Raw genomic sequence first — 21,014 nt, 5'->3', positions numbered from 1 at the left:
TAATTAACATTACAAAAATGAAAAAATCTCAAATTCTAATTAGAATTTGAGATTTTTATTAATATTTCATTCAAAAAAAGTTTTTACATTATATAAAATAAGTAAATTATCTATATTATTCTCTTTTATCAATATTTCTATATCCTTATCATAATATCTAGGATCTACTATATAGATTTCACTAAAATGCCCTGTTAAAAAAGGAATTAGACTATTCGCGTAAGAATCCTTTAATATCAATAGTTTTTCATCACTATCCACCTTGGAACTTACTTTTATTAGAGGATAATTTCCTCCTAAAAATACAGTATATTTGTCCTTTTTATTTAGATTCTCCATATGATAAATAGAGTCTAAAATTTTCCCCTCATCTACATATTCTACCTTAAGCTTTTCATCTTTTTTAGGAATATATAGTTCAATGGAATCAGGTTTTACCTTTCTAAAACCACTCTTTGAGTATAATGAACCATAAAAGCTTTCTGTAACCTTTTCTATATTAAAGTATTCCTCATCATGGGGGACAATTCCCATTGTCTCCATTAGCTTTTGGTAAGATAGATAGGCTCCTTTAGTTGTCCAATGATGGTCTGTTCTATAGTATATATATTCCTCTTTATTGGAATATAAAGTATCATAGACATGAACAAAGTTTATATTATCATCAATAGAACTCATTACTTTATTTATATAAACAAGCTCATCTCCATTGGGAGCATAAATAGGTAATTTATCTTCTAAGATTTTAACTGAAGTAGGTACCAGCATATAATATTTCCTTATATTTGGAATATTTGCAATTAAAGTATTAATTTCCTCTGCTTTAGATTTAATCTTTTCTTCGGTAGGTTTTTCGAATTTCTCAATTAGATATCCATCTTTGGATAAATAAATACCGTTATTTTCTTTTCTTCCTAAAGCTTTTTCAGTTGTAGATTTAACACTTATCCAAAAATCCCTAAAGGGAAATTGATCTGATATATATTTCTCATATTTTGTGACAAACATTCCATCCATAATCTGAGCAGTTGAAAGTTTAGGAGCTTGCTCCAACCTTCTATTTTCCGCTTCTGAAAATACCTTATCAGCTGTTGCCATATCTATAAAGATTAAAGTACCAATATATATTAGCAAAAATATACCTAAAATTGATTTATACGGATATTGTTTTTTCAAATAAATCCCTCTCTCCAATACAACTATTAAAACCTAAAGTATAAAAATGGATTATAGGTTTCATTTACTAAATAAGCAGTACATAGAAATATTAAAAACATATAAGTTAAAGGGATAATAATAGCCCCTCCCCTATTTAATTTCTCTTTAAACCTTCTGAAGATTCTATTAGGTATAGGTGTGGAACAAATTATTAGGATTAAAAATAATAAAGCATTGGTATATAGATAATAAATAGCATTTCCATCTATAAAAGGTCTATTTCCAAATCCAAACATGGTTTTAATATAATTTATTCCTATGGACATGTTTTCAAATTCAAAGAATACCCAACCTATTATTACTATTAAAAGGGTATAAATATGTCTAATAATTTTAGGTCTATTTTCTAGCCATCTTAATAAAAACATTTTCTCTAAAATTAAAAATAGGCCATAGTATAATCCCCATATAATAAAGTTCCAATTGGCCCCATGCCAAAAGCCTGTTAACATCCAGACTATAATTAAATTTCTATATTGTTTTAACTTTCCCCGTCTATTTCCTCCTAAGGGAATATATACATATTCTCTAAACCAAGTCCCAAGGGATATATGCCATCTTCTCCAAAACTCAGTAACAGATTTTGATATATAGGGATAATCAAAGTTTTTCATAAAATTAAACCCAAACATTTTGCCAAGTCCTAAGGCCATATCTGAATATCCGCCAAAGTCAAAATATATTTGGAATGTAAATGCTAGTATACCAAGCCATGAGGACAATACTGTTAATTCTCCAATGGGAGTTCCTTTTATTGTATCCCATAGTAAGCCTATATTGTTTGCTAGTAGAACCTTTTTCGATAATCCAGTAATAAATAGTTCTGCTCCTTCCCCAAATAGATTTAGATTTTCCTGTCTATTATCTAACTCTTTACAGATTTCACTATATCTAACAATGGGTCCTGCTACGAGTTGTGGAAACATGGTTACATAGGTTCCAAAGGATATAATATTCCTTTGGACAGGTACCTTATCCAGATATACATCTATTGTATAGGATAGCGTTTGAAATGTATAAAAGGATATCCCTAAGGGAAGAGAAAGTTCCATCAGTGGGATATTTAAACTTAATAGTTGGTTAATATTGGTTACTATAAAACCATAGTATTTAAAAAACCCTAGAATACCTAAATTAATAACTAGAGAGTTTATTAAGACCGCTCTAGTTATACTTTTTTGTCCTCTATATTTATCTATAGCTAGTCCATTGATATAGTCGAAGACTGTGGAGAAGAGCATTATTAATATATATATAGGCTCTCCCCAGGCATAAAAGATTAAACTTGCTACTAGGAAAACAAGGTTTCTAAAGCCATTTGGTGCTATGTAGTATATTAATATAGTAATTGGCAAAAAAACAAAGATGAATATCAAACTGCTGAAAACCACACCTTGTCCCCCTTCAATTAAAGTTAATAGCTAATTTATGGATTCATCAAATATTTCTTCTATGGTTTCTACTTCTTCAGATATTGCATAAAGTATAAAATTACCTTTTGCCTTTAAAACATGATTTTCAATTAAATAATATTCTTCAGGAAGATAATCCTTAAAATTTGTTGATTGTACTTCTATTCTTTCAGTTATTTTCTCCGTTATATCATCTATCTCCTTAGAATCTTTGACCTTAAATATTGCTATTTCATTTGCTTGTATATTTGTTTTAGGAGTATAGAGAATAAATTCTTCTAAATCATCATTATCAATATCATATAATTTTTCTAATCTATCACTATCCCCTAATTCCATATTGGATAGATTAATGGATTCTTTTATTTTATCATCTATATCTTTAACAGATAAATTATCATCTGTTGAACTTTTTGATGAACAACTAGTAAGTACAAATAATATTAAACTACATAAGATAATTCCATAAAACATATTTTTATATCTTTTTCTAATCATTTTCATCCATCCTTTCTATAATGAAATCTAGCCACAATTTATAAAATTTGTATTTCACATGAATACCATCTGGTTCGATTAAATCAATATCATCTTCAAATATTGAAGCTATATCTAAGTACTGAATATTTTCATCTTTTGCAAAGGTTACTAAAGCTTTATTGAATTCGTCTATATTTTCATTTGTTAGTAATGGCTTTTTATCTTTAACCTTGGATTTCACTGGAAGTATAGAATTAATATAGATATTTGTATCTGGTAATTTTTCTTTAATTATTTGAACAAGTTTAGTATAATCTTCTATAAATTTTTGGCTCCCTTCTCCAGTAAGGATGTCATTAGTACCAAGCATTATGTAAATGTTTCTTGGATTTTTCTTAATAATATTATCTATTATATCTGTTGATTTTCTAGCAGTAAGGCCAAACTTAGCTATTATATTTGATTCATCTAAAATATCGTAAAAGGATAAACTGTCGGTAATAGAGTCTCCCAAAAATAAATCATCCTTAAAAACCTCTTTATAATTATTGGGTTCCCTAGTTTTACTTTCCTCACCCACCGCTGGCTCCTTTTGGTCTATTTTATCTGCTATTTCTATATCATTAGAATCATCTTCTATATTGATATTAAGATCTTCACTATGTAGGGATATGTCTTCTTGAACTGTTGCTTCTTCCTTAGGAGTTATAGTGTTTTCATTATGGTTATTAGCAAGTGTTTTTTTGGACACCTTAATAATAAGTAAAAGTAATATAGATAATACCATTAATGATATAATAAATCTTCTATAGTTAATTCTAATTCTTCTTTTGATTCTTCTCATAATTGCCTCCAAGAAACTATAATCCTAATTTAATTTATGTAATAAAAACATTATTTATCACCAATTAAGTCCATATCTAAGACCAATCTTCACTAATATATTATAATACAAATTTAATCAAAAATGGTTAAGGAATTATGACAAATCAGCTAAATCTCATGCTTTTTTAAATGTATTTACTTCCGTTAAAACCTTATGTTACCAATTAATTAAAGACAGCTATAGCTGTCTTTAATTAATTGTATTCTGGATAGGGTATCTCTACTTTCCCTTCTCTTATAAAGGAATTTGTCCATTCAGGCATAGCTGGAACCTTTTCTTCTTTCAACATTTCTTGCCACTTTTCATCTGTAAGCCTTTCGTTGGATATAAATTCATAGTAGCTAAATACTGCCCCTCTTGATAAGTAAAGTTTACCTCCTATTGGTACAATTACATAAATTTCACTTGCAGGACCTACTGCTACCTCTAAATATCCACCAGGACTATAAGAATTTGGTGCAATAGTATGAAAATCTGCTATCAATGCCATATTTCTATCTGTATCTGAGGTTATTTCATGCCAATAGCCCAAATCCCCTTCTACAAAGGAACAGCTTAGGCCTTCTAAATATCCTCCGTAGTAAATTATTCTATAATATTCTTTTTCCGTCAATTCTTCATTATTAAGCTGTTTTACCGAAGCATGGATTAGAAACTCAAGTAAATCTTCAAATTTTTCTATTTTATCCTCTATATTTTCTATCAATAAATTTCTTTCCTTTAAATTCTCCTTTGAAAATTTAGTTAGCCATAGTAGTTTTTCATACACTTCTATATTAGGCTCAACATATCCAATGGGTTCTTCATATCCACCTCCACCCATTTCTGCTCCAGATTGTTTTCCATAAAGGATGGTGTCATGTTTTAATTCTGCCCAACTGGCTAAAGCAGTAGTTAGATTTTTATCTACCCAAGCTTTATTGGTCATAAAGGAAGGATATCCTTTTCCATAGGGTTTAAGTAATCCCTTCAGTGTCCATAGCCAGCCTTGGTACATATTTGTTCTCCATTGACTATCTTCAAATTTGCCAAACTTATCTTTAAGCCTTTCAAATTCCTTTGGGTATTCATCCCAGTATTGGTTTATCTCCTTTTCCATTTGAATTTCCTTCGCCTTTTCAGAACCTAATACTCCCATTACATCTAACCCTGAGGGTACTGGTCTTATAATCGGTTCTACTAATTCTTGGATTATTTCAGCATCCAATACATATCGCTGTCCCATAAACCTGAATTGTTTTCCCACTGGAGTAGTTACAGTAGTATACTTTGGTTTTATTTTGGGTTCTGGAAACTTTTTGGCTTCCTCATATAATTCATCTAATTTGTCCTCATCTTTTAATTGGTTTAAATCTGGTTTATTTCCATATATTTTGAATAACAAATCTCCGTATTCATATATTCCTAAATCATCAGAACTACCTACAAAGAAATTGGTTGGTTCATATATCTGTTCCCATAGATTATAATTTTCTTTATCGGAATAAATACTATAGGTAATTAACAATGCTTGGATGGTTTGTTCTATGTTTTTTACTTCGTTTTCTATAAAATATAAAGGGAAAGGCGCTTGACCATACCACATCATAGCTTTGAAATATTTTTCAAAGTCCTCTGACCTAGTATAATGCCCTCTCGGAATATATTGGCTATAATCTAGTTCATAAGGAAATATATTGGATTCTTTAAATCCTCTATGATTGCTTATCTCTTCAAATTCTTTCAAAGCCAAATCTTTGGCTTTCTTTGGCACCTCGTCTATTAGTTCTTTTTCTAAACAAAGTTCACCAACAGAGAAAAATGCTATGTTTTTAAGTTGAATCTCTTTTATCTCTTCATCCTTTATTTGGTCATAAATTGATATAGAATTCTTCAACATATTATCCGTTAATTCCTCTAGAATAGCTAACAATTTTTGCTCTTCTAAATTTCTTAAAGTGTAATCATAGAATATATGGTAGACTTGTAAAACCGAATCTGTAGTAATGAATGATGGTATATTCTTGTATTCATTGTCTTCGTATATGTAGAAAAGTTGTTCTATATTGGTTGGGGTGACAAAAAAGTTGTTTTTAGCTAATAATTCTTTTTGCTCTTGAGAAAGTCCTCCAAATTGACTTGAATTTTCAATATTGGATAAGTCTGAATTGACTTTATAGGGTTTGACTTTTGCTTGAAATTTAGTTGGTTCATAGGGAACTGCTATGTTTTGCTTTTGACTATAAGCAAATTTATTTGTACTATCTTCTTCATTTGCAATATCTGTTTTTGTTTTTACACAAGCCATTGTCAGAAGAAGCAATGCTAATACTACAAATATAATTGAAAATCCTTTATATTTTCTACTCATTTAATACCCGTCCTTTCTATTTGTAAAGTATTATCTTTTATTTTTACCATGCCTTTAAATTTGTCTTCCTTGTCTTTTATTATTACATAGGCCTTCCCATCTTCTATTCGTAAATCTTTTATATCATTAAAACCTTTGCTTTGTAAAAATCCTTCAAATCCAAAGCCTTTCCATTTGTAGGCGTTTACTACTTTTTTCCCATCTTGAAGTATTTCTATAGCCATTAGTTCATCTATATTATCTCCATCTATATCGCAGAAGTTATAATCAGTAAAGGGTTTAGAAAGTCTTGAGCCTCTCCATTTTGGAAATAATCTATTATCTTCAAAATAATATATAAATGGTCTTTTAGCCATTACTTGATGGAAGGGAGTTTTTTTATATACTCCAATGGAAATTTCACATTTCCCATTTCCATCAATATCCCCTAAGGCTACCTTCCAAGGTTTTAATCTAGAAAAGTCTTCTTCATATAGCTTTTCTATTTCATTTTGGATTTTAAAAATTGATACTTTATCTCCAAAGTTACCTATTCCCTTCTTGGATATTAACACTAGTTCATCAGAATTATCTCCGTCTAAATCTCCTAAACCATAGTCCATTATTCTGTCTTTTAATGAGTAATAATGAATTTTTTGTTTTTGGGAGTTGTAAAGGGTTATAGTTTTATTATGTACTTTTATATAATTTTCTTCATTATGGGGTATGAACTGGGTTGATTTTGTTGCAAGTTTAGATATAAATAGATAAGTTAATATGAATATAGAAGCAAGTATCATTATATTTCTCTTATAACTTTTCACATTTCATCCCATCCTATACTTTGTCTAGTGCTCCTTACCATATATTATATTAGACTTTGTTAAAGTTTTAGTTACAATATAGTTACAATAAAAAGGATAGGGAATTAACCCTATCCTTTTTATCTGTTCCACCTATTTCCTCTCATCATACCTTGACCAAAACCTCTATTTAATCCATTTCCATTGCTCCAACCATATCCACCTTGGCAGATGCCTGGCATAAATCCATTTTCACTGTGGAACTCCTTCATAAGTTTAAAATGTTCATTCCAAACTTTGAATTCTTCCTCAGTAATTAGCTTATCCTTTAATGCTTGTTCTAACTGAGCTTCTTTCCATTCCATTCTTTCTTGATACCATGCTTCCCATTGTTCTTGGTCCACATTTACCCTGGGAGTTGTTACTGGTCTTGTGTTGGATACTGTTGGCACTTGAGCATAGGCAAAACTTGCCATCAAACCTATCCCTAATACTAAAGTTAAAATAAGTAATGTCTTTTTCATTTTGATCACTCCTTTCATTTTCTATGCTCATTATAGATTTCAAATATGAAGGAAATATGAAGTATTAATAATCCATCTTCATATTTCCTTCACAATTAGCTTTTATAATTAATTCAAAGGTATTAAGGAGGTATAATTTATGTGTGGAAGATTTGGATTCTATAATTACCCAAATTTTTATAATTATCCAGGAAATATGTGGTTTATGGGCGGAATGTTTATACTTAGAGTAGCATTTGGTATAACATTATTGGTTCTAGGATATAAACTTATTAAATCATTTTTAGATAAAAAGACACCAACTAATTAATACTATTTATTAAGCTAAGTATGTAGGTTTTTATACTTAGCTTTTTATCTTTTAGTATATTATAATGAAGATAGATTATTTTAGAGGTGAAATTATGGATGAAATTAAAATATTGGTTGTAGAAGATGAAAAAAATATTCAAGAGGTTATAAAGGCTTATTTAATGAAAGAAGGATATTCTGTTATTACTGCAGAAGATGGAGAGAAGGCTTTGGAAATCTTCAATAAAGAAAATATACAACTGATTATATTGGATTTAATGTTACCTAAACTATCTGGAGAAAAGGTATGTAGTGTTATCCGGGCTAAGTCGGATGTGCCTATTATCATGCTTACTGCTAAAGTAGAAGAAGATGATAAGATAGAAGGTCTTTCCATTGGAGCAGATGATTATGTAACTAAACCCTTTAGCCCTAGAGAACTAGTAAGCCGTGTTAAGGCTTTACTAAGGAGAAGCTACAGGGATGCTAGCCCCCTAGCTGAAAAATTGATATTTAATGATGGTGATTTAGAATTGGATATAGATAAAATGATAGTAAGAAAAAAAGGAAAAAATGTTTATTTGACTTCCAATGAGTTTAAAGTACTGGTAGCATTATTATCAAATCCAGGTCAAGTTTTTACTAGGGAACAACTAATTGAATTGGCCTTTGGATATGATTATGATGGATTCGATAGAACTGTGGATACTTATATAAAAAATATAAGACAAAAAATTGAGGATGACCCTAAAAAACCCTCCTATATATTTACAGTTTATGGGGTTGGATATAAGTTTGGAGGAGTGTAGAATGTCATTATCTAAAAAATTGACTTTTAGTTTCATTTTTTCAATATTGATTTCCATCTTAATCATTAGTTTTATATCTAATACTATGATTAATAGAAAATTTGACTCTTACCTAATAGTAGAACAAAATACTAAGTTTGAAAAAATACGTAAGGATATAAATGATTTGTTTTTAGAAGAGGGTAGCAATCTAACATCAAGGGATATTTCTAATTATGCTTCAATGGAAGGAATATATATAGAAATTAGAGATTATAACGATAATTTAGTCTGCAATTCTAATAATTCTAATATGATGCATAAAGGCATGATGGGACAAATGATGAGGCAGATGATGAGACGTCATGGTACGGGAAATTCCTATATGAATACGGGAAACTATGTAGAAAAGAATTTTTCCCTATTAGATGGAGATAATATAATCGGCACTTTAATAATTGGTTATATAGATAACTCTCACTTAACCGAATCTGCATTATTATTTAAGGATACCCTTTCTGTCTCATTTTTAATTTCAGGCATTATTACCATCATCCTCGGATTAATTATATCTATATTCTTATCAAGGGGATTATCCAGTCCTTTGGTAAATATTACTAGTACTGCTAATGAAATGCGTAGTGGAAACTTAAAATCTCGTTCAACTATAAAAGCTAATACCAAGGAGATTAAAGAACTTTCCTATTCCATAAACTACTTGGCAGAAACCTTAGAAAATCAGGAGAATTTAAGAAAAAGATATGCTTCAGATATAGCCCATGAATTAAGAACTCCTTTAACCATATTAAAATCCCATGTAGAAGCTATAGTTGATGGAATCTGGGAACCAACTGATGAACATTTTGGTGTTTTGCTAGGGGAAATCGATAGATTGGCTAAACTTGTGGATGATTTAAAAAATACATTTAAAACCCTAGAAGCTGATTTAAATATAAATAAAACCTATTTTAATATTACTAATGAGTTAAAGGCTATACTATCCCAGTTTGAACCATTGTTCAAGAAAGAAGATTTCATTTTAGAATATTCTATTGAAGAAAATATTAAAATTTCTATGGATAGGGATAGGTTTAAACAGATTATGAATAATTTATTATCCAATGCTTTGAAGTATTTAAAGAATAATGGCAGAGTTTTTGTCACCTTAAAGAAAGAAAAAAGCAATATAATAATAACTGTAAAAGACAATGGAACAGGTATAAAAGAAGAAGATTTGCCCTATATATTTGATAGGTTTTACAGAGCTGATATATCCAGAAACAAGGAAACTGGTGGAACCGGATTAGGATTATCTATTACCAAAGCATTAGTTGAAGCTCATGGTGGTAATATTTATGTGGAAAGTAACTATGATAAAGAAACTAAATTTACTATTTTGTTACCAATTGAGTAGACTCTTAATTTAAGTGGACATTTCACCTGTCCCCATGTCCACTACAGCTTTTTTCTTCTGAAGAAATACACTATTACTGTAATTAGAGGAATGATAAATATAGTTATAGCCGATGTTACTAGTATTACATATTCCAGGAGCTTTCCAGCGCTTAACAAAGAACGCTTGTTCTTTATCAATACAGTTGTAATCAATATAATGATTGCCATAGGGATAATATATGGTTGGTTTTTTTGTTTATTTATGGTTTGTCTAAAAGCCACCGTTGTAAAATATAAATATCCTGCAATTTTGCCAATATTCCCCATTATCCATCCAACTACAGATAATACATCAATCCTTTGAATAAAATCAAATAAATTTATTAATCTATTGAATGTGAAAAAAGGAAAAATTGTATGCTTTGCATATTCTATACCTAAAGCTGCTTGAGTAGTTATTGTTAATAATAGAATTATAATTAATGAATATATAATGGATTTTACATATATTTTTTTCATATCTTCTTTTCTCTCTAAATGTGGAGTTACCATTGCTAGAATGATTATATCAGAAAATTTTATACTTCTATCTATAGCACCTATATTCAATTCTTTAAATGTTGAATCTTTCAATACTGGTAATAATACTGTAAAATCATAAATATTATACCCTAATATAATAAACAATAATATTACTCCTAAAATAAATGGAACAAATACTTCTGCACCTCTAGCTATGGGTTCCAATCCTTTATAAGAAATGTAGGTACATGTAAGTAACATAATCACAGCTGTTACCCATGTGGGGGTTTCAATAAACATAGTAGTGTCTAATATTTCAACAAAAGTTGCAACAATAATAACGCAGAACATTAATAAAAATCCAGTGTAATAGATTCCAACTATTTTCCCAATATATTTCCCTAAAATCTTTTCTGAGTATTCTATAATAGTCAAATCATTGAATTTGTTGCTTAAATATATCATAGGAAATCCAATTATAAGGGTATAAGGTATTGATAATAGAAGCATTATCCAAATGTCTTGATTTCCTGGTGGAGTATTTACTATTGGTAAATAGGAAAAAGCTATAATTACCCTATATATTATTATTAATAAAATTACTTGATAAGAAGATATTTTATTCATTTTTTTAAGATTATCCATATCATTTCCCCTTAATTCTACCAATAGGTGTACTTATTAACCCAGTTCTTATTACATTGGTTTCTACTTCTATCTGAAAATCAGCCTCTGCAAAAATATCATTCCAATTATCTTTTATTTTTCCCCATTTCTTTGGATATTTTCTATGGAACACAGAACCAAATCCAAAGATATCTGATTTAAATTCCTTTTGTACTTTTAATAGAGTACTGCTTAATTCTTTTTTTATTTCTTCTGAACATGCTTTTTCCATTTCCTTTATATTTTCTTCTTTTGATATGTCAATATTTCCTGCGATTTCTTCTATGGAACCCCTCAATTTAATCTTTATTTTCAATATAACATTGTCATCTATTATTTCTATGTCCCTTTTAGTTTTAAATTTTATGATATCAATTGTACTCTTATGTATTATAGTAGGTCTTTTAGAGCTAATATCACTTTCTACCGATGATGTTGGAGTAGAGCTTCCATCTGCAGATATATTAGGTGTAGGAAAAGGTATAATTCCTGTTTTAACCCTTCCCATTATATAATTAAAGCTTTTCGTCTCTGTCCAATTTAAGTAGCCAACTAGTTCTTCCTTATCGAATGCAGCTGCTCCTGCAATAACGAGCTCATATTCCTTATTATTAGCTGCCTGTTTTGATTTATTTATTTGCATTTTTTCCTTTTTTTCTATTATCCCCATAACAGGTTGTCGCCCCATATCATAAAAATGTCTCAAGTATTCTGCAAGATTAACATTGACAACCTTTGGATTATATTTAAAATTCTCAACTAATTTCAATATATAGTTTCCAGGTATCTCCTCAAGCCCAGCTGCAACTCCCATTACTTCATAGGCTTTTGCTCCCTTTGCAATTAGTAAATAGGCTGTTTCCCTTTGTTCATGATCCCTTATTAACAAATCTATATCATTAACGGATGCTTTTTTAGCAAACTCTTCACCAAAAATAATGACCTTATTATGAGCTATATAAACTTTTCTATCAAATTTTAAAGTAATATCTCTAAAAGCGTCAAATAGATTGTCTCCAATGCCCTGAACATATTTTACAGCAGTACTTTTTTCCATGCTGGATTTCTGCCTAGCAGGTATAGGTTCTATAATTTCAGCAGTTAATAAAACCTTATCATCTTCAAAATCCAAACCCATTATTAAAGTAATGCCAAGGGCATTTAGTTCCATAGCATTCCAACACCCAGTTATAACTAAGGCTATAAAAATAATTATGTTTATGAACAATATTTTTCTTGCCATATAATCACTTCTTTCGTATATCTCTCTGTCTTATCATATTCCTCTTTTCTAAAACTTTTGGTCTAAATATCAATTCCTGTAATGGAAACCTAATAATAGAATCCTTAAGTCCTTGTCTATCTGATGGTGCTAATGGAAACCCATAAGGGACACCAAATGAATTTAAAGATATAATATGAACTATTATAGCAATCAGTCCACAGGTCATAGCATACAATCCCATAAATCCACCTAGTAGAATAAGCATAAAACGATATATAATTATTCCCTCAGTTAAAGAAGGAACAGCAAACTCTGCTATAGCTGTAGCTGCAACAACGATTACCATAGGTGCAGATACTAATCCTGCTTCTACTGCTGCTTGCCCCAAAACCAATGCTCCTACTATACTTACTGCAGAACCAACAGCCCTTGGAAGTCTAATTCCAGATTCCTTTATTAATTCCAAAATCAAAATCATTACAAATGCTTCTATTACTGCTGGAAATGGTACTCCCTCTCGAGCACCTGCCATAGTAATTAAAAGTACTGTAGGTATCATCTCCTGATGAAAAGTCTGTAATGCTACGTATAGTCCAGGTAAGACTATGCTTAAAAAAAGGCTAAATACCCTTAGCCATCTTAAAAAAGTAGCATAAAAAGGCCTTGAATAGTAGTCTTCACTAGCTTGAATATCCTCTATAAATAGTTTAGGTATTGTAAGTACATGAGGGCTACCATCACAAAATACCCCAATCCTTCCCTCTAATAATTTACCCGCAACTACATCTGGTTTTTGAGTATCACCTATGGTAGAGATTAAGGATGTTGGACTGTCTTCAATTAATTGTTCAATATATCCACTTTCCAATATTCCATCAATGTCTATATCTCCTATTCTTTTTTTTACTTCTTTTAGCACTTCTTCATTTACTAATCCTTGAATATAACTAATGGATATTTTAGTTTTAGTCTGCTTTCCTATTGTATAATCTTCGAAAACTAAATCCTTATTTCGTATTCTACGCCTTAACATTGCTTTGTTCACTAATATATCTTCTATAAATCCTTCTTTTGGTCCCCTAACTACTGCTTCCGCTTGTGGCTCTTCTACAGCCCTTTTTTCCCATTCGTTTAAACTAACAACGTAACACTGATTAATCCCATTAATAAATATTCCTACACTACCATAAGTCATTTCACCAGCTACATCTTCTATTAAATCTATCTCTTTTAAATTTGATACATATAATACATTTTTTATATCTTTTGGTGAATTCAAATTATTAATTATTGGTTTAATTATATCTCTATCCAGTAAATCTTTATTTATTAATCCTTCTATATAACATATCAAAACCTTTGTATTTGAACTTGTTTCAAATTCGTAGGTAACTAAATCACTTGTATTATTAAAAAGATTTATTATTTCTTCTTCATTTGACTTGATTTTCTTCGAAATCATCTATACCATCCTTTATATTTCACTTCTAGTTAGTATTACCAAAGCTTTATAGAATTATCATAGTATAAAAAATAGCCCTATTTATTTATGGGCTATTTTTCTACTGCCAGGTTTAATAACTGGTATATTTTTTTTACATAATGGACAATTTTCCTTTTCATAGGTGTTTATATTTAATTTTACTCCCCCATAAACTGGGTATTTTAGGTCTCCTTGACTCCTATCAACGATACAACCAATACCTACAACTTCTCCTCCTTGGTCTTCTACTACCTTTATTGCCTCATAAGATGATTTTCCAGTAGTTACTACATCTTCAGCTATTAGCACCTTTTGCCCCTTTTCTATGGTAAAATCTCGTCTCAATTTCATCTCTCCATCTTCTCGCTCTACAAAGATGCCAGGTTTCCCAGTTTGACGAGCTAATTCATAGCTTACGATTATCCCTCCCATAGCTGGGCCTACTACTATATCAAAATCTATATCTTTTAATTTTTCTACTATTAAATTAACTGCTTTTTCTGCTTTGTCTGGATACATTAATAGTTTAGCACACTGTACATATCCATCGCTGTGCTTCCCCGATGATAATAAAAAATGTCCTTCAAATAGAGCTTTCGTTTCCTTTAACATTTCGGTTAACATATTAAACTAACCCCCTTATCTCTTCTAAAGATTTTATTCCTTCACTAATCATGAATTCTTCTATTCCTTCAATTATGTCTAAAGTTATAGTAGGTTTAATAAAGTTTCCACTACCTACTTGTACAGCCCAAGCTCCTGCCATAATAAACTCTATGGCGTCTTTATAGTTTGTAATACCTCCAATGCCTAAAATAGGTACATTAATAGCTTTTGCTACTTCATATACCATCCTTAAGGCAATAGGTTTTATACAAGGACCTGATAATCCAGCTATAATATTATTAAATACTGGTTTTCTAGCTTTAATATCTATAGCCATACCACTCAAGGTGTTTACAAGGGATAATCCATCTGCCCCTGCCTTTACGCAGGATTCAGCCATGTGGACAATATTTTCAGCATTTGGAGATAGTTTTACTATTAATGGCTTTTTGCATACACCTCTTACTTCAGAGACTACTTTATAAGCGGTTTCTGATTTTGTTCCGAAGGCCATGCCCCCTTCTTTTACATTGGGGCAGGATATGTTTAACTCTACCATATGGATATTTGTGTCATTTAGTTTTTCAATGGATTTAATATATTCTTCTAATGTGCTTCCCCCTACATTAGCCAATATAACCGTACCCTGTTTTTCCATGAAGGGGAGTTCATCTTTTATAAAAGCATCTATTCCTGGATTTTGCAAGCCAATACTGTTTAATAATCCTCCAGTGGTTTCGTATATTCTGATGCCTGGGTTTCCTTCTTTTTTGTGCAATGTTAACCCTTTAGAGCTTATTCCACCTAGTCTTGATAGAGAAAAATACTCAGCATATTCCCTACCAAATCCAAAAGTCCCAGAAGCAGCAATTACCGGATTTTCAAACTCTACTCCACAAATATTTACCTTTGTGTTAACCATTCAAAACTACCTCCTCTCCAGAGAAAACTGGTCCCTCTTTACATACCCTTTTCATTCCAGAGATGGTTTCTATTGTGCATCCTAAACAAGCTCCTATGCCACAAGCCATCCTGTTTTCCATGGACATATATACTGGCAGCTTATCTTTACAGATTTTTAAAACTACTTCCATCATTGGTAGAGGACCACAGGTGAAGACCATATCATATTTTTCTGGTTTAAATATTTCAGTTATAAATCCTTTATGTCCAAAGGAGCCATCTTCCGTTGATATGAATATATTATTTACATATTTTTTTATTTCATCGATATAATAAACTTCATTTCTAAATCCACAGTAAAAATCAACATTTGCATTTAATTCCTTTGTTAGATATATCATAGGTGCAATGCCTATACCACCAGATATGATAGCAATTGTCCCTTCCAAACTCAAATCAAATCCATTTCCTAAAGGACCAAGTAATTCAAGAGCATCTCCTGGTTTCAATTTGGATATTATATGAGTTCCTTTTCCTCTTACTTCGTATAAAAAAGTAATCATTCCATGGGATATATCGCATATACTAATAGGTCTTGATAAAAATGGATCTAAAGCTTCCCAACCTCTTAGCATATAAAATTGGCCAGGCTTTCCTTTAAAGCCAGATTCTTGGAGAGTTAAGTTAATACTGTCAGTCTCAGGATGACAAAGAGAAAGTTTTAGCTCATATATATTAGTTGCTATTTGAATATTAGAATGAATTACTGCCTTTCTATAACCTTCCTTCACTTGTAATATCCTCCTTCATAGCTAATACTGCCTCTCTTGCATATTCATCAAAATTCTCAGCCCCACCTTCATACTTTTTATAGGCGGTAATAATTCCTCTGGAGGAATTGACTATTCCACCATTTCTTTTGTTTAGGTAAAGAGCTACATCTTTTCCTTTACCTCCTTGATGTCCATAGCCAGGAATTAAGAAGAACATATTTTTATATCTATCTCTTATCTCCTGAGCTTCATCTGTATGAGTCCCTCCTACTACAGCTCCTATAGGACTATATCCACAGTTACTCACATATTTAGAGGCTATTTCATTTAATCTATCCCCTACATGGTAGTAGAGATAAGATCCTTTGCTTCCCCCAGGATGACAGGAGGAGTCTAATTGTGAATTGACTTCTAGGTATTGTATATCCTTAGCCCCTGGATTTGAAGTTCTAAGTAGTACAAATATTCCCTTATTCCCTTTTTCAATATATTTTAGATAGGGTGTTATGCTATCAAAGCCCATATATGGATTTAGGGTAATAAAGTCTACCTCAAAATCCCCTTCAAAATGAGCTTTTCCGTACATCTCTGCTGTAGAGGAAATATCTCCTCTTTTAATATCTCCTATGGAAAGGGATTTGTTAGCTTTAATATATTCTAAAGTCTTTTTATATCCTATTAGTCCTTTTATACCGTAGGTTTCATAATATGCTATTTGTAATTTGTATATAGGAACTATGTCTATGGTCTGATCTATTATTCTTTTATTGAATTGGAATATTATCTCATCTATATCCTGATATCTTTCTTTCATTTCATCTGGTATATAATCTAAATGGGTATCTAAACCTACGCAAACATTACCTTTTTTCTCCACCTCATCATACAATTTATCAATTAACAACTGTTATCCCCCCATCGTATTTTATTTCACCTTTCCTAATAGTAGCAACAATTCTACCATAAAACTCCATGCCATTGAAAGGTGTGTTTTTACCTTTAGATATGAACTCATCCCCATCTATTATTATCTTTTCATCTAAATCTACCAATACTATATCCCCATCAAACCCGTTCTTTATCTTCCCTTTATTTATTCCCATCAATTTCCCAGGAGTTCCAGACATAAGTTGGGATAATCTATTTAGGGAAATATAGTTGGATTTTACTAAGGCTGTATAGCATATGGAAAAAGCAGTTTCTATTCCCGATATTCCTGGAGAGTTATTTTCCTTATCTTCTTTTGAATGAGGAGCATGATCCGTGGCTATTGTATCTACTGTTCCATCTATTACTCCTTGTATTATGGCTTCTAGGTCTTCTTTTTCTCTTATGGGTGGATTTACCTTATAATCGTCATTGTATAGGCCTATATGATGAGGAGTTACTTCACAGGTAACCTTCAATCCTTCTTTTTTAGCTTTTCTTATTTCTTCTATAGATTCTTTGGTGCTCACATGGGCTAAATGCAGTTTAGCTCCTGTTAATCTAGATAAATAAATATCTCTAGATGTCATTATATTTTCTGATAATCTAGTATCAACTGTAACTAATTCTTCATCTTCTTCATGGGCTATTATGGTCAAATTTTTCTCCTTTGCCTTAATCATGGCCTGATACATGGTCAAATTGGATTGTATTCCTTTTCCATCATCGGATATAAATTTGACTCTATCATCTATTGGATTTAAATGGTCTATTGTCCTACCGTCGAAATCTTTTGTTATGGAAATAGTTTGATGGATATCTATTAAATCTAATTCTTTGGATTTATTTAGGACGTATTCTACAATATCCATATCACTACATATAGGATTGGTATTTGCCATTAAATTTACATAAGTATATCCACCTTTTAGTGCCGCTTTGCTTCCCGTATATAAGTCCTCTTTATAGGTATATCCAGGCTCTCTAAAATGAGCATGCATATCAATAAAGGAGGGCATGGCCACTAAATTGGTACCATCTATAATTTTACAATTGATGTTTAAACCTTTACCATAATCGAATATCTTGCCTTCTTTTATATATATGTCTCCTTTCATATCCTTTGTTTCATCTACAATTCTGCAATTTTTTATTAATAAGTCCATTCTATCCCTCCCATGAATATATCTGATCACAGTATTCACATTTATAGGTTCCTTTTTTTTCATCTATGAGTACAAATTTATGGCTTATATCTCTTTCGTTGGATGTAACGCATCTAGGGTTTTTACACTCAATTATACCCTCTACTCTATCTGGCAGGGATAAGTTAATTTTTTCTACTACCTTTTCATTTTCAATAATATTTACAGTAATATTTGGATCTATGAATCCTAGCATTGTTAAATCTACATCTATGACATTTTCAATTTTAATCAAATCTTTCCTTCCATATTTTTTACTGGGTACACTCATAATTAATGCAACTGTAAAATCAGCCTTATCTAGCCCTAAATATTTAAATATACTAAATCCATATCCAGCTTTTATATGGTCGATTACTATTCCTTTAGCGATACTATCTATATATAACATTACATCACCCCCAATAATTTTGTAATAAGGGCCATTCTAATAAACATTCCGTATTTTACTTGTTTAAAATAACAAGCCCTTGGGTCCTCATCTACTTCATAACTTATCTCATTTACTCTTGGCAGTGGGTGAAGAATAGCTAAGTCCTTACTTGCTAATTTTAACTTTTCTTTATCTAAAATATAACTATCCTTTAATCTGATATAGTCTGCTTCATTGAAAAACCTTTCTTTTTGTACTCTTGTCATATAGAGTATATCCAGTTTGTCTATTATATCTTCTAATCTTTCCACTTCCATGTAGGGAATGTTTTTCTTACTGAGTATTTCCATTTTAATATATTCTGGTATTTGCAATTCATGAGGAGAAATTAAAATAAACTTTATATTTTCGTATCTAGACATGGCTTTTATTAAAGAATGAACTGTACGACCAAATTTCAAATCTCCACATAAACCAATAGTAAGGTTGGATATTTGACCTTTTGATTGTTTTATTGTTAATAAATCTGTTAAGGTTTGGGTAGGATGCTGATGGCCTCCATCACCTGCATTAATGATAGGAACTGGTGAATAATAAGAAGCATACCTTGGTGCACCTTCTTTGGGATGCCTCATAGCAATAATATCTACATAGGAGCCAACGGTACGAATGGTATCAGGGATGCTTTCCCCTTTCATTACAGAACTAGAACCTGGTTCAGAAAATCCAATTACTTGTCCTCCTAGCCTTATCATAGCCGCTTCAAAGCTAAATCTAGTCCTTGTACTTGGTTCATAAAATAATGTTGCCAATACTTTATGATCGCAGACATGCCTATAATCATCTTGTTTTTTTATTATATCTTCTGCTAATTCAAATAGAGTTTCTAATTCATCTACGGAAAAATCCATAGGATCAATTAAATGTTTCATATTTTTACCTCCTTCTAGTCTCTCTGGACCTAGTTAAAAGATTGCGTAAAAAAAGCCTTCCCCTAAAGGAAGGCATAAATATCCCGTATTTACGCTCTCCTTTCTGAACTCTCTGGTTCAGTTTAAAGGTCTTCGTATCCTTTTTAAGGTAACATAATTATTTAAAAATGTCAATAAAAAATTATTATGTAAAATGCCACCGAGAACATGCCTAATTGATTGACTCTATGGCTATTTCTCGGTGACATAATTTATTTAATTCTATTTATTTCATACCTCCGCCAGTAAGTCCAGACTTAACTTGTTGGATATCAGTTGAGTCAGCAGGTGGTGCTGGAACATAATATCCTTTTTGTTCTGCTATTTGAAACAGTTGATATTGGAATTGTTCTGCTTCATTTCTCAATTGCTGTAATGTACTCCTAAGTTGCTGGTTGGCACATTCTGTTATAGCTTTAGTATAGCTGTCAATACTTGCTTTAGTTGTGGTTATTGCATCATTTACCATATCCTTCTCTTGCATTATATTTTCCCTCCTACCTTAATGAATTTATGAAACTTGTAACTGTAGTTTGTGCATCCTGACCTGATTGCTTAAATAATTGTTTAAGTTGTTGGTCTTGACATTGGTTTGAGTAAAAGTCAAATTTTGTAACCATATTTTGATGTGAACCAATAATCTCCCTAATATTCTGTAATTCTAATTGATTAATGTTTCCCATATTGATAGGGTTTTTTAGTGGCATATAATTACTCCTTTCCTTTAGATGTTTTAATTTCATTTTATATTTTGCCATATGGAGCATTTATTTATTCATGGAAAAAAAGTCATTAATATTATCTTAAAATAGGGAAATAATAATTTGGAATGGAGGTGAGATGATGTCAAATAAAGTAGTAGTTGAAAATACTTTGACACCCTTTATTGACCACTTAAAAAGTTTAGGCTATGATGTATATACCCTTTATAAGAATTCTAATATTGAAAATATTACCTCTGATGAATATAAGGCCATTGTGGTGTCAGGCCTAGATGTTTTAGGTACAAGTGGAGCAACTCATAAAAATCCTCCTGTACCGATTATTGAGGCAAGTGGTCGAACGCCAGAAGAGGTTCATAGCATTATAGAAAGTAAGTATAAATAGATATATTAATAATTAAATTGGAAAAAGGTATGTCAATAGTCAGTGAAAATGTCATATAAAAGAACTTAATTTTATTCAATGAAAGTGTCATTTTTAGAATGAAAAACTATTGATGAGTATTGCATTT

The 21,014-nt window shown here is 30.9% G+C and carries 23 protein-coding genes; 4 read left to right on the top strand and 19 right to left on the bottom strand.

Annotation, left to right across the window (positions count from 1 at the left end):
• Positions 1–66: 66 nt before the first annotated feature.
• The 7 genes from C3E90_RS00115 to C3E90_RS00085 all read right to left on the bottom strand — a co-directional run bounded on the left by C3E90_RS00115 (position 67) and on the right by C3E90_RS00085 (position 7,652).
• The gene (locus C3E90_RS00115) at positions 67–1,176 is read right to left on the bottom strand and encodes a DHHW family protein (protein ID WP_236913512.1); all 1,110 of its coding nucleotides are present in this window, start codon (positions 1,174–1,176) and stop codon (positions 67–69) included.
• A 26-nt stretch (positions 1,177–1,202) separates the two neighbouring features.
• Positions 1,203–2,609, bottom strand: a complete 1,407-nt coding sequence (locus C3E90_RS00110) for an MBOAT family O-acyltransferase (protein WP_236913511.1) — start codon at positions 2,607–2,609, stop codon at positions 1,203–1,205.
• A 30-nt stretch (positions 2,610–2,639) separates the two neighbouring features.
• On the bottom strand, positions 2,640–3,128 hold the full coding sequence (locus C3E90_RS00105; RefSeq protein WP_236913510.1) for a DUF4358 domain-containing protein: 489 nt from the start codon (positions 3,126–3,128) through the stop codon (positions 2,640–2,642).
• A complete protein-coding gene (locus C3E90_RS00100; RefSeq protein WP_236913509.1) occupies positions 3,121–3,954 on the bottom strand; it encodes a GDSL-type esterase/lipase family protein in 834 nt (277 codons plus the stop codon). Before C3E90_RS00100 ends, C3E90_RS00105 begins: the two co-directional genes overlap by 8 nt.
• Positions 3,955–4,189: 235 nt before the next feature.
• The gene (locus C3E90_RS00095; protein WP_236913508.1) at positions 4,190–6,346 is read right to left on the bottom strand and encodes a DUF3160 domain-containing protein; all 2,157 of its coding nucleotides are present in this window, start codon (positions 6,344–6,346) and stop codon (positions 4,190–4,192) included.
• Positions 6,343–7,149, bottom strand: coding sequence for a hypothetical protein (locus C3E90_RS00090; RefSeq protein ID WP_236913507.1), 807 nt, complete (start codon positions 7,147–7,149; stop codon positions 6,343–6,345). Before C3E90_RS00090 ends, C3E90_RS00095 begins: the two co-directional genes overlap by 4 nt.
• A 119-nt stretch (positions 7,150–7,268) precedes the next feature.
• Positions 7,269–7,652: a hypothetical protein gene (locus tag C3E90_RS00085; protein WP_236913506.1), complete on the bottom strand. Its 384-nt coding sequence runs from the start codon at positions 7,650–7,652 to the stop codon at positions 7,269–7,271.
• Between the two features lie 139 nt (positions 7,653–7,791).
• On the opposite strand from C3E90_RS00085, the gene C3E90_RS00080 reads away from it, so the two are divergent.
• The 3 genes from C3E90_RS00080 (at position 7,792) to C3E90_RS00070 (ending at position 10,145) form a co-directional block, all read left to right on the top strand.
• Positions 7,792–7,962 (top strand): hypothetical protein, encoded by a 171-nt coding sequence (locus tag C3E90_RS00080; protein WP_236913505.1) that lies wholly within the window; start codon positions 7,792–7,794, stop codon positions 7,960–7,962.
• A 94-nt stretch (positions 7,963–8,056) separates the two neighbouring features.
• Entirely contained in the window at positions 8,057–8,752 is a 696-nt protein-coding gene (locus C3E90_RS00075; protein ID WP_236913504.1) for a response regulator transcription factor, read from the top strand.
• 1 nt (position 8,753) lies between these two features.
• A complete protein-coding gene (locus tag C3E90_RS00070) occupies positions 8,754–10,145 on the top strand; it encodes a sensor histidine kinase (RefSeq protein ID WP_236913503.1) in 1,392 nt (463 codons plus the stop codon).
• Between the two features lie 41 nt (positions 10,146–10,186).
• On the opposite strand, the gene C3E90_RS00065 is transcribed toward C3E90_RS00070, so the two are convergent.
• The 12 genes from C3E90_RS00065 to C3E90_RS00010 form a co-directional block, all read right to left on the bottom strand.
• On the bottom strand, positions 10,187–11,293 hold the full coding sequence (locus tag C3E90_RS00065; protein WP_236913502.1) for a GerAB/ArcD/ProY family transporter: 1,107 nt from the start codon (positions 11,291–11,293) through the stop codon (positions 10,187–10,189).
• A 1-nt stretch (position 11,294) separates the two neighbouring features.
• Entirely contained in the window at positions 11,295–12,557 is a 1,263-nt protein-coding gene (locus C3E90_RS00060; protein WP_236913501.1) for a Ger(x)C family spore germination protein, read from the bottom strand.
• Between the two features lie 4 nt (positions 12,558–12,561).
• Positions 12,562–14,001, bottom strand: coding sequence for a spore germination protein (locus C3E90_RS00055; protein ID WP_236913500.1), 1,440 nt, complete (start codon positions 13,999–14,001; stop codon positions 12,562–12,564).
• Between the two features lie 81 nt (positions 14,002–14,082).
• Positions 14,083–14,646: an orotate phosphoribosyltransferase gene (gene pyrE / locus C3E90_RS00050; RefSeq protein ID WP_236913499.1), complete on the bottom strand. Its 564-nt coding sequence runs from the start codon at positions 14,644–14,646 to the stop codon at positions 14,083–14,085.
• Position 14,647: 1 nt separating this feature from the next.
• Positions 14,648–15,550, bottom strand: coding sequence for a dihydroorotate dehydrogenase (locus C3E90_RS00045; protein WP_236913498.1), 903 nt, complete (start codon positions 15,548–15,550; stop codon positions 14,648–14,650).
• The gene (locus tag C3E90_RS00040; protein ID WP_236913497.1) at positions 15,543–16,322 is read right to left on the bottom strand and encodes a dihydroorotate dehydrogenase electron transfer subunit; all 780 of its coding nucleotides are present in this window, start codon (positions 16,320–16,322) and stop codon (positions 15,543–15,545) included. The genes C3E90_RS00045 and C3E90_RS00040 overlap by 8 nt, the downstream gene beginning before the upstream one ends.
• Positions 16,306–17,208, bottom strand: coding sequence for an orotidine-5'-phosphate decarboxylase (pyrF, locus tag C3E90_RS00035; protein ID WP_236913496.1), 903 nt, complete (start codon positions 17,206–17,208; stop codon positions 16,306–16,308). Before pyrF ends, C3E90_RS00040 begins: the two co-directional genes overlap by 17 nt.
• Complete coding sequence (locus tag C3E90_RS00030; RefSeq protein WP_236913495.1) at positions 17,198–18,397, bottom strand: dihydroorotase; 1,200 nt, start codon at positions 18,395–18,397, stop codon at positions 17,198–17,200. Before C3E90_RS00030 ends, pyrF begins: the two co-directional genes overlap by 11 nt.
• Before the next feature lies 1 nt (position 18,398).
• Positions 18,399–18,827, bottom strand: a complete 429-nt coding sequence (locus C3E90_RS00025; protein ID WP_236913494.1) for an aspartate carbamoyltransferase regulatory subunit — start codon at positions 18,825–18,827, stop codon at positions 18,399–18,401.
• Positions 18,827–19,741, bottom strand: coding sequence for an aspartate carbamoyltransferase (gene pyrB / locus C3E90_RS00020; protein WP_236913493.1), 915 nt, complete (start codon positions 19,739–19,741; stop codon positions 18,827–18,829). Before pyrB ends, C3E90_RS00025 begins: the two co-directional genes overlap by 1 nt.
• A gap of 265 nt (positions 19,742–20,006) precedes the next feature.
• Positions 20,007–20,264: a spore coat protein gene (locus C3E90_RS00015; protein WP_236913492.1), complete on the bottom strand. Its 258-nt coding sequence runs from the start codon at positions 20,262–20,264 to the stop codon at positions 20,007–20,009.
• Positions 20,265–20,277: 13 nt separating this feature from the next.
• Positions 20,278–20,487, bottom strand: a complete 210-nt coding sequence (locus tag C3E90_RS00010; protein ID WP_442870544.1) for a hypothetical protein — start codon at positions 20,485–20,487, stop codon at positions 20,278–20,280.
• 136 nt (positions 20,488–20,623) lie between these two features.
• Here C3E90_RS00010 and C3E90_RS00005 point away from each other — a divergent pair, with 136 nt between their 5' ends.
• Positions 20,624–20,887 (top strand): YkuS family protein, encoded by a 264-nt coding sequence (locus C3E90_RS00005; RefSeq protein WP_236913491.1) that lies wholly within the window; start codon positions 20,624–20,626, stop codon positions 20,885–20,887.
• Positions 20,888–21,014 lie beyond the last annotated feature (127 nt).

Source organism: Clostridium sp. Cult2 (assembly GCF_021655075.1).
In the GTDB taxonomy this organism is placed as follows: Bacteria; Bacillota; Clostridia; order Tissierellales; family Tepidimicrobiaceae; genus Schnuerera.
This window is presented reverse-complemented; position numbering and strand designations above follow the sequence as displayed.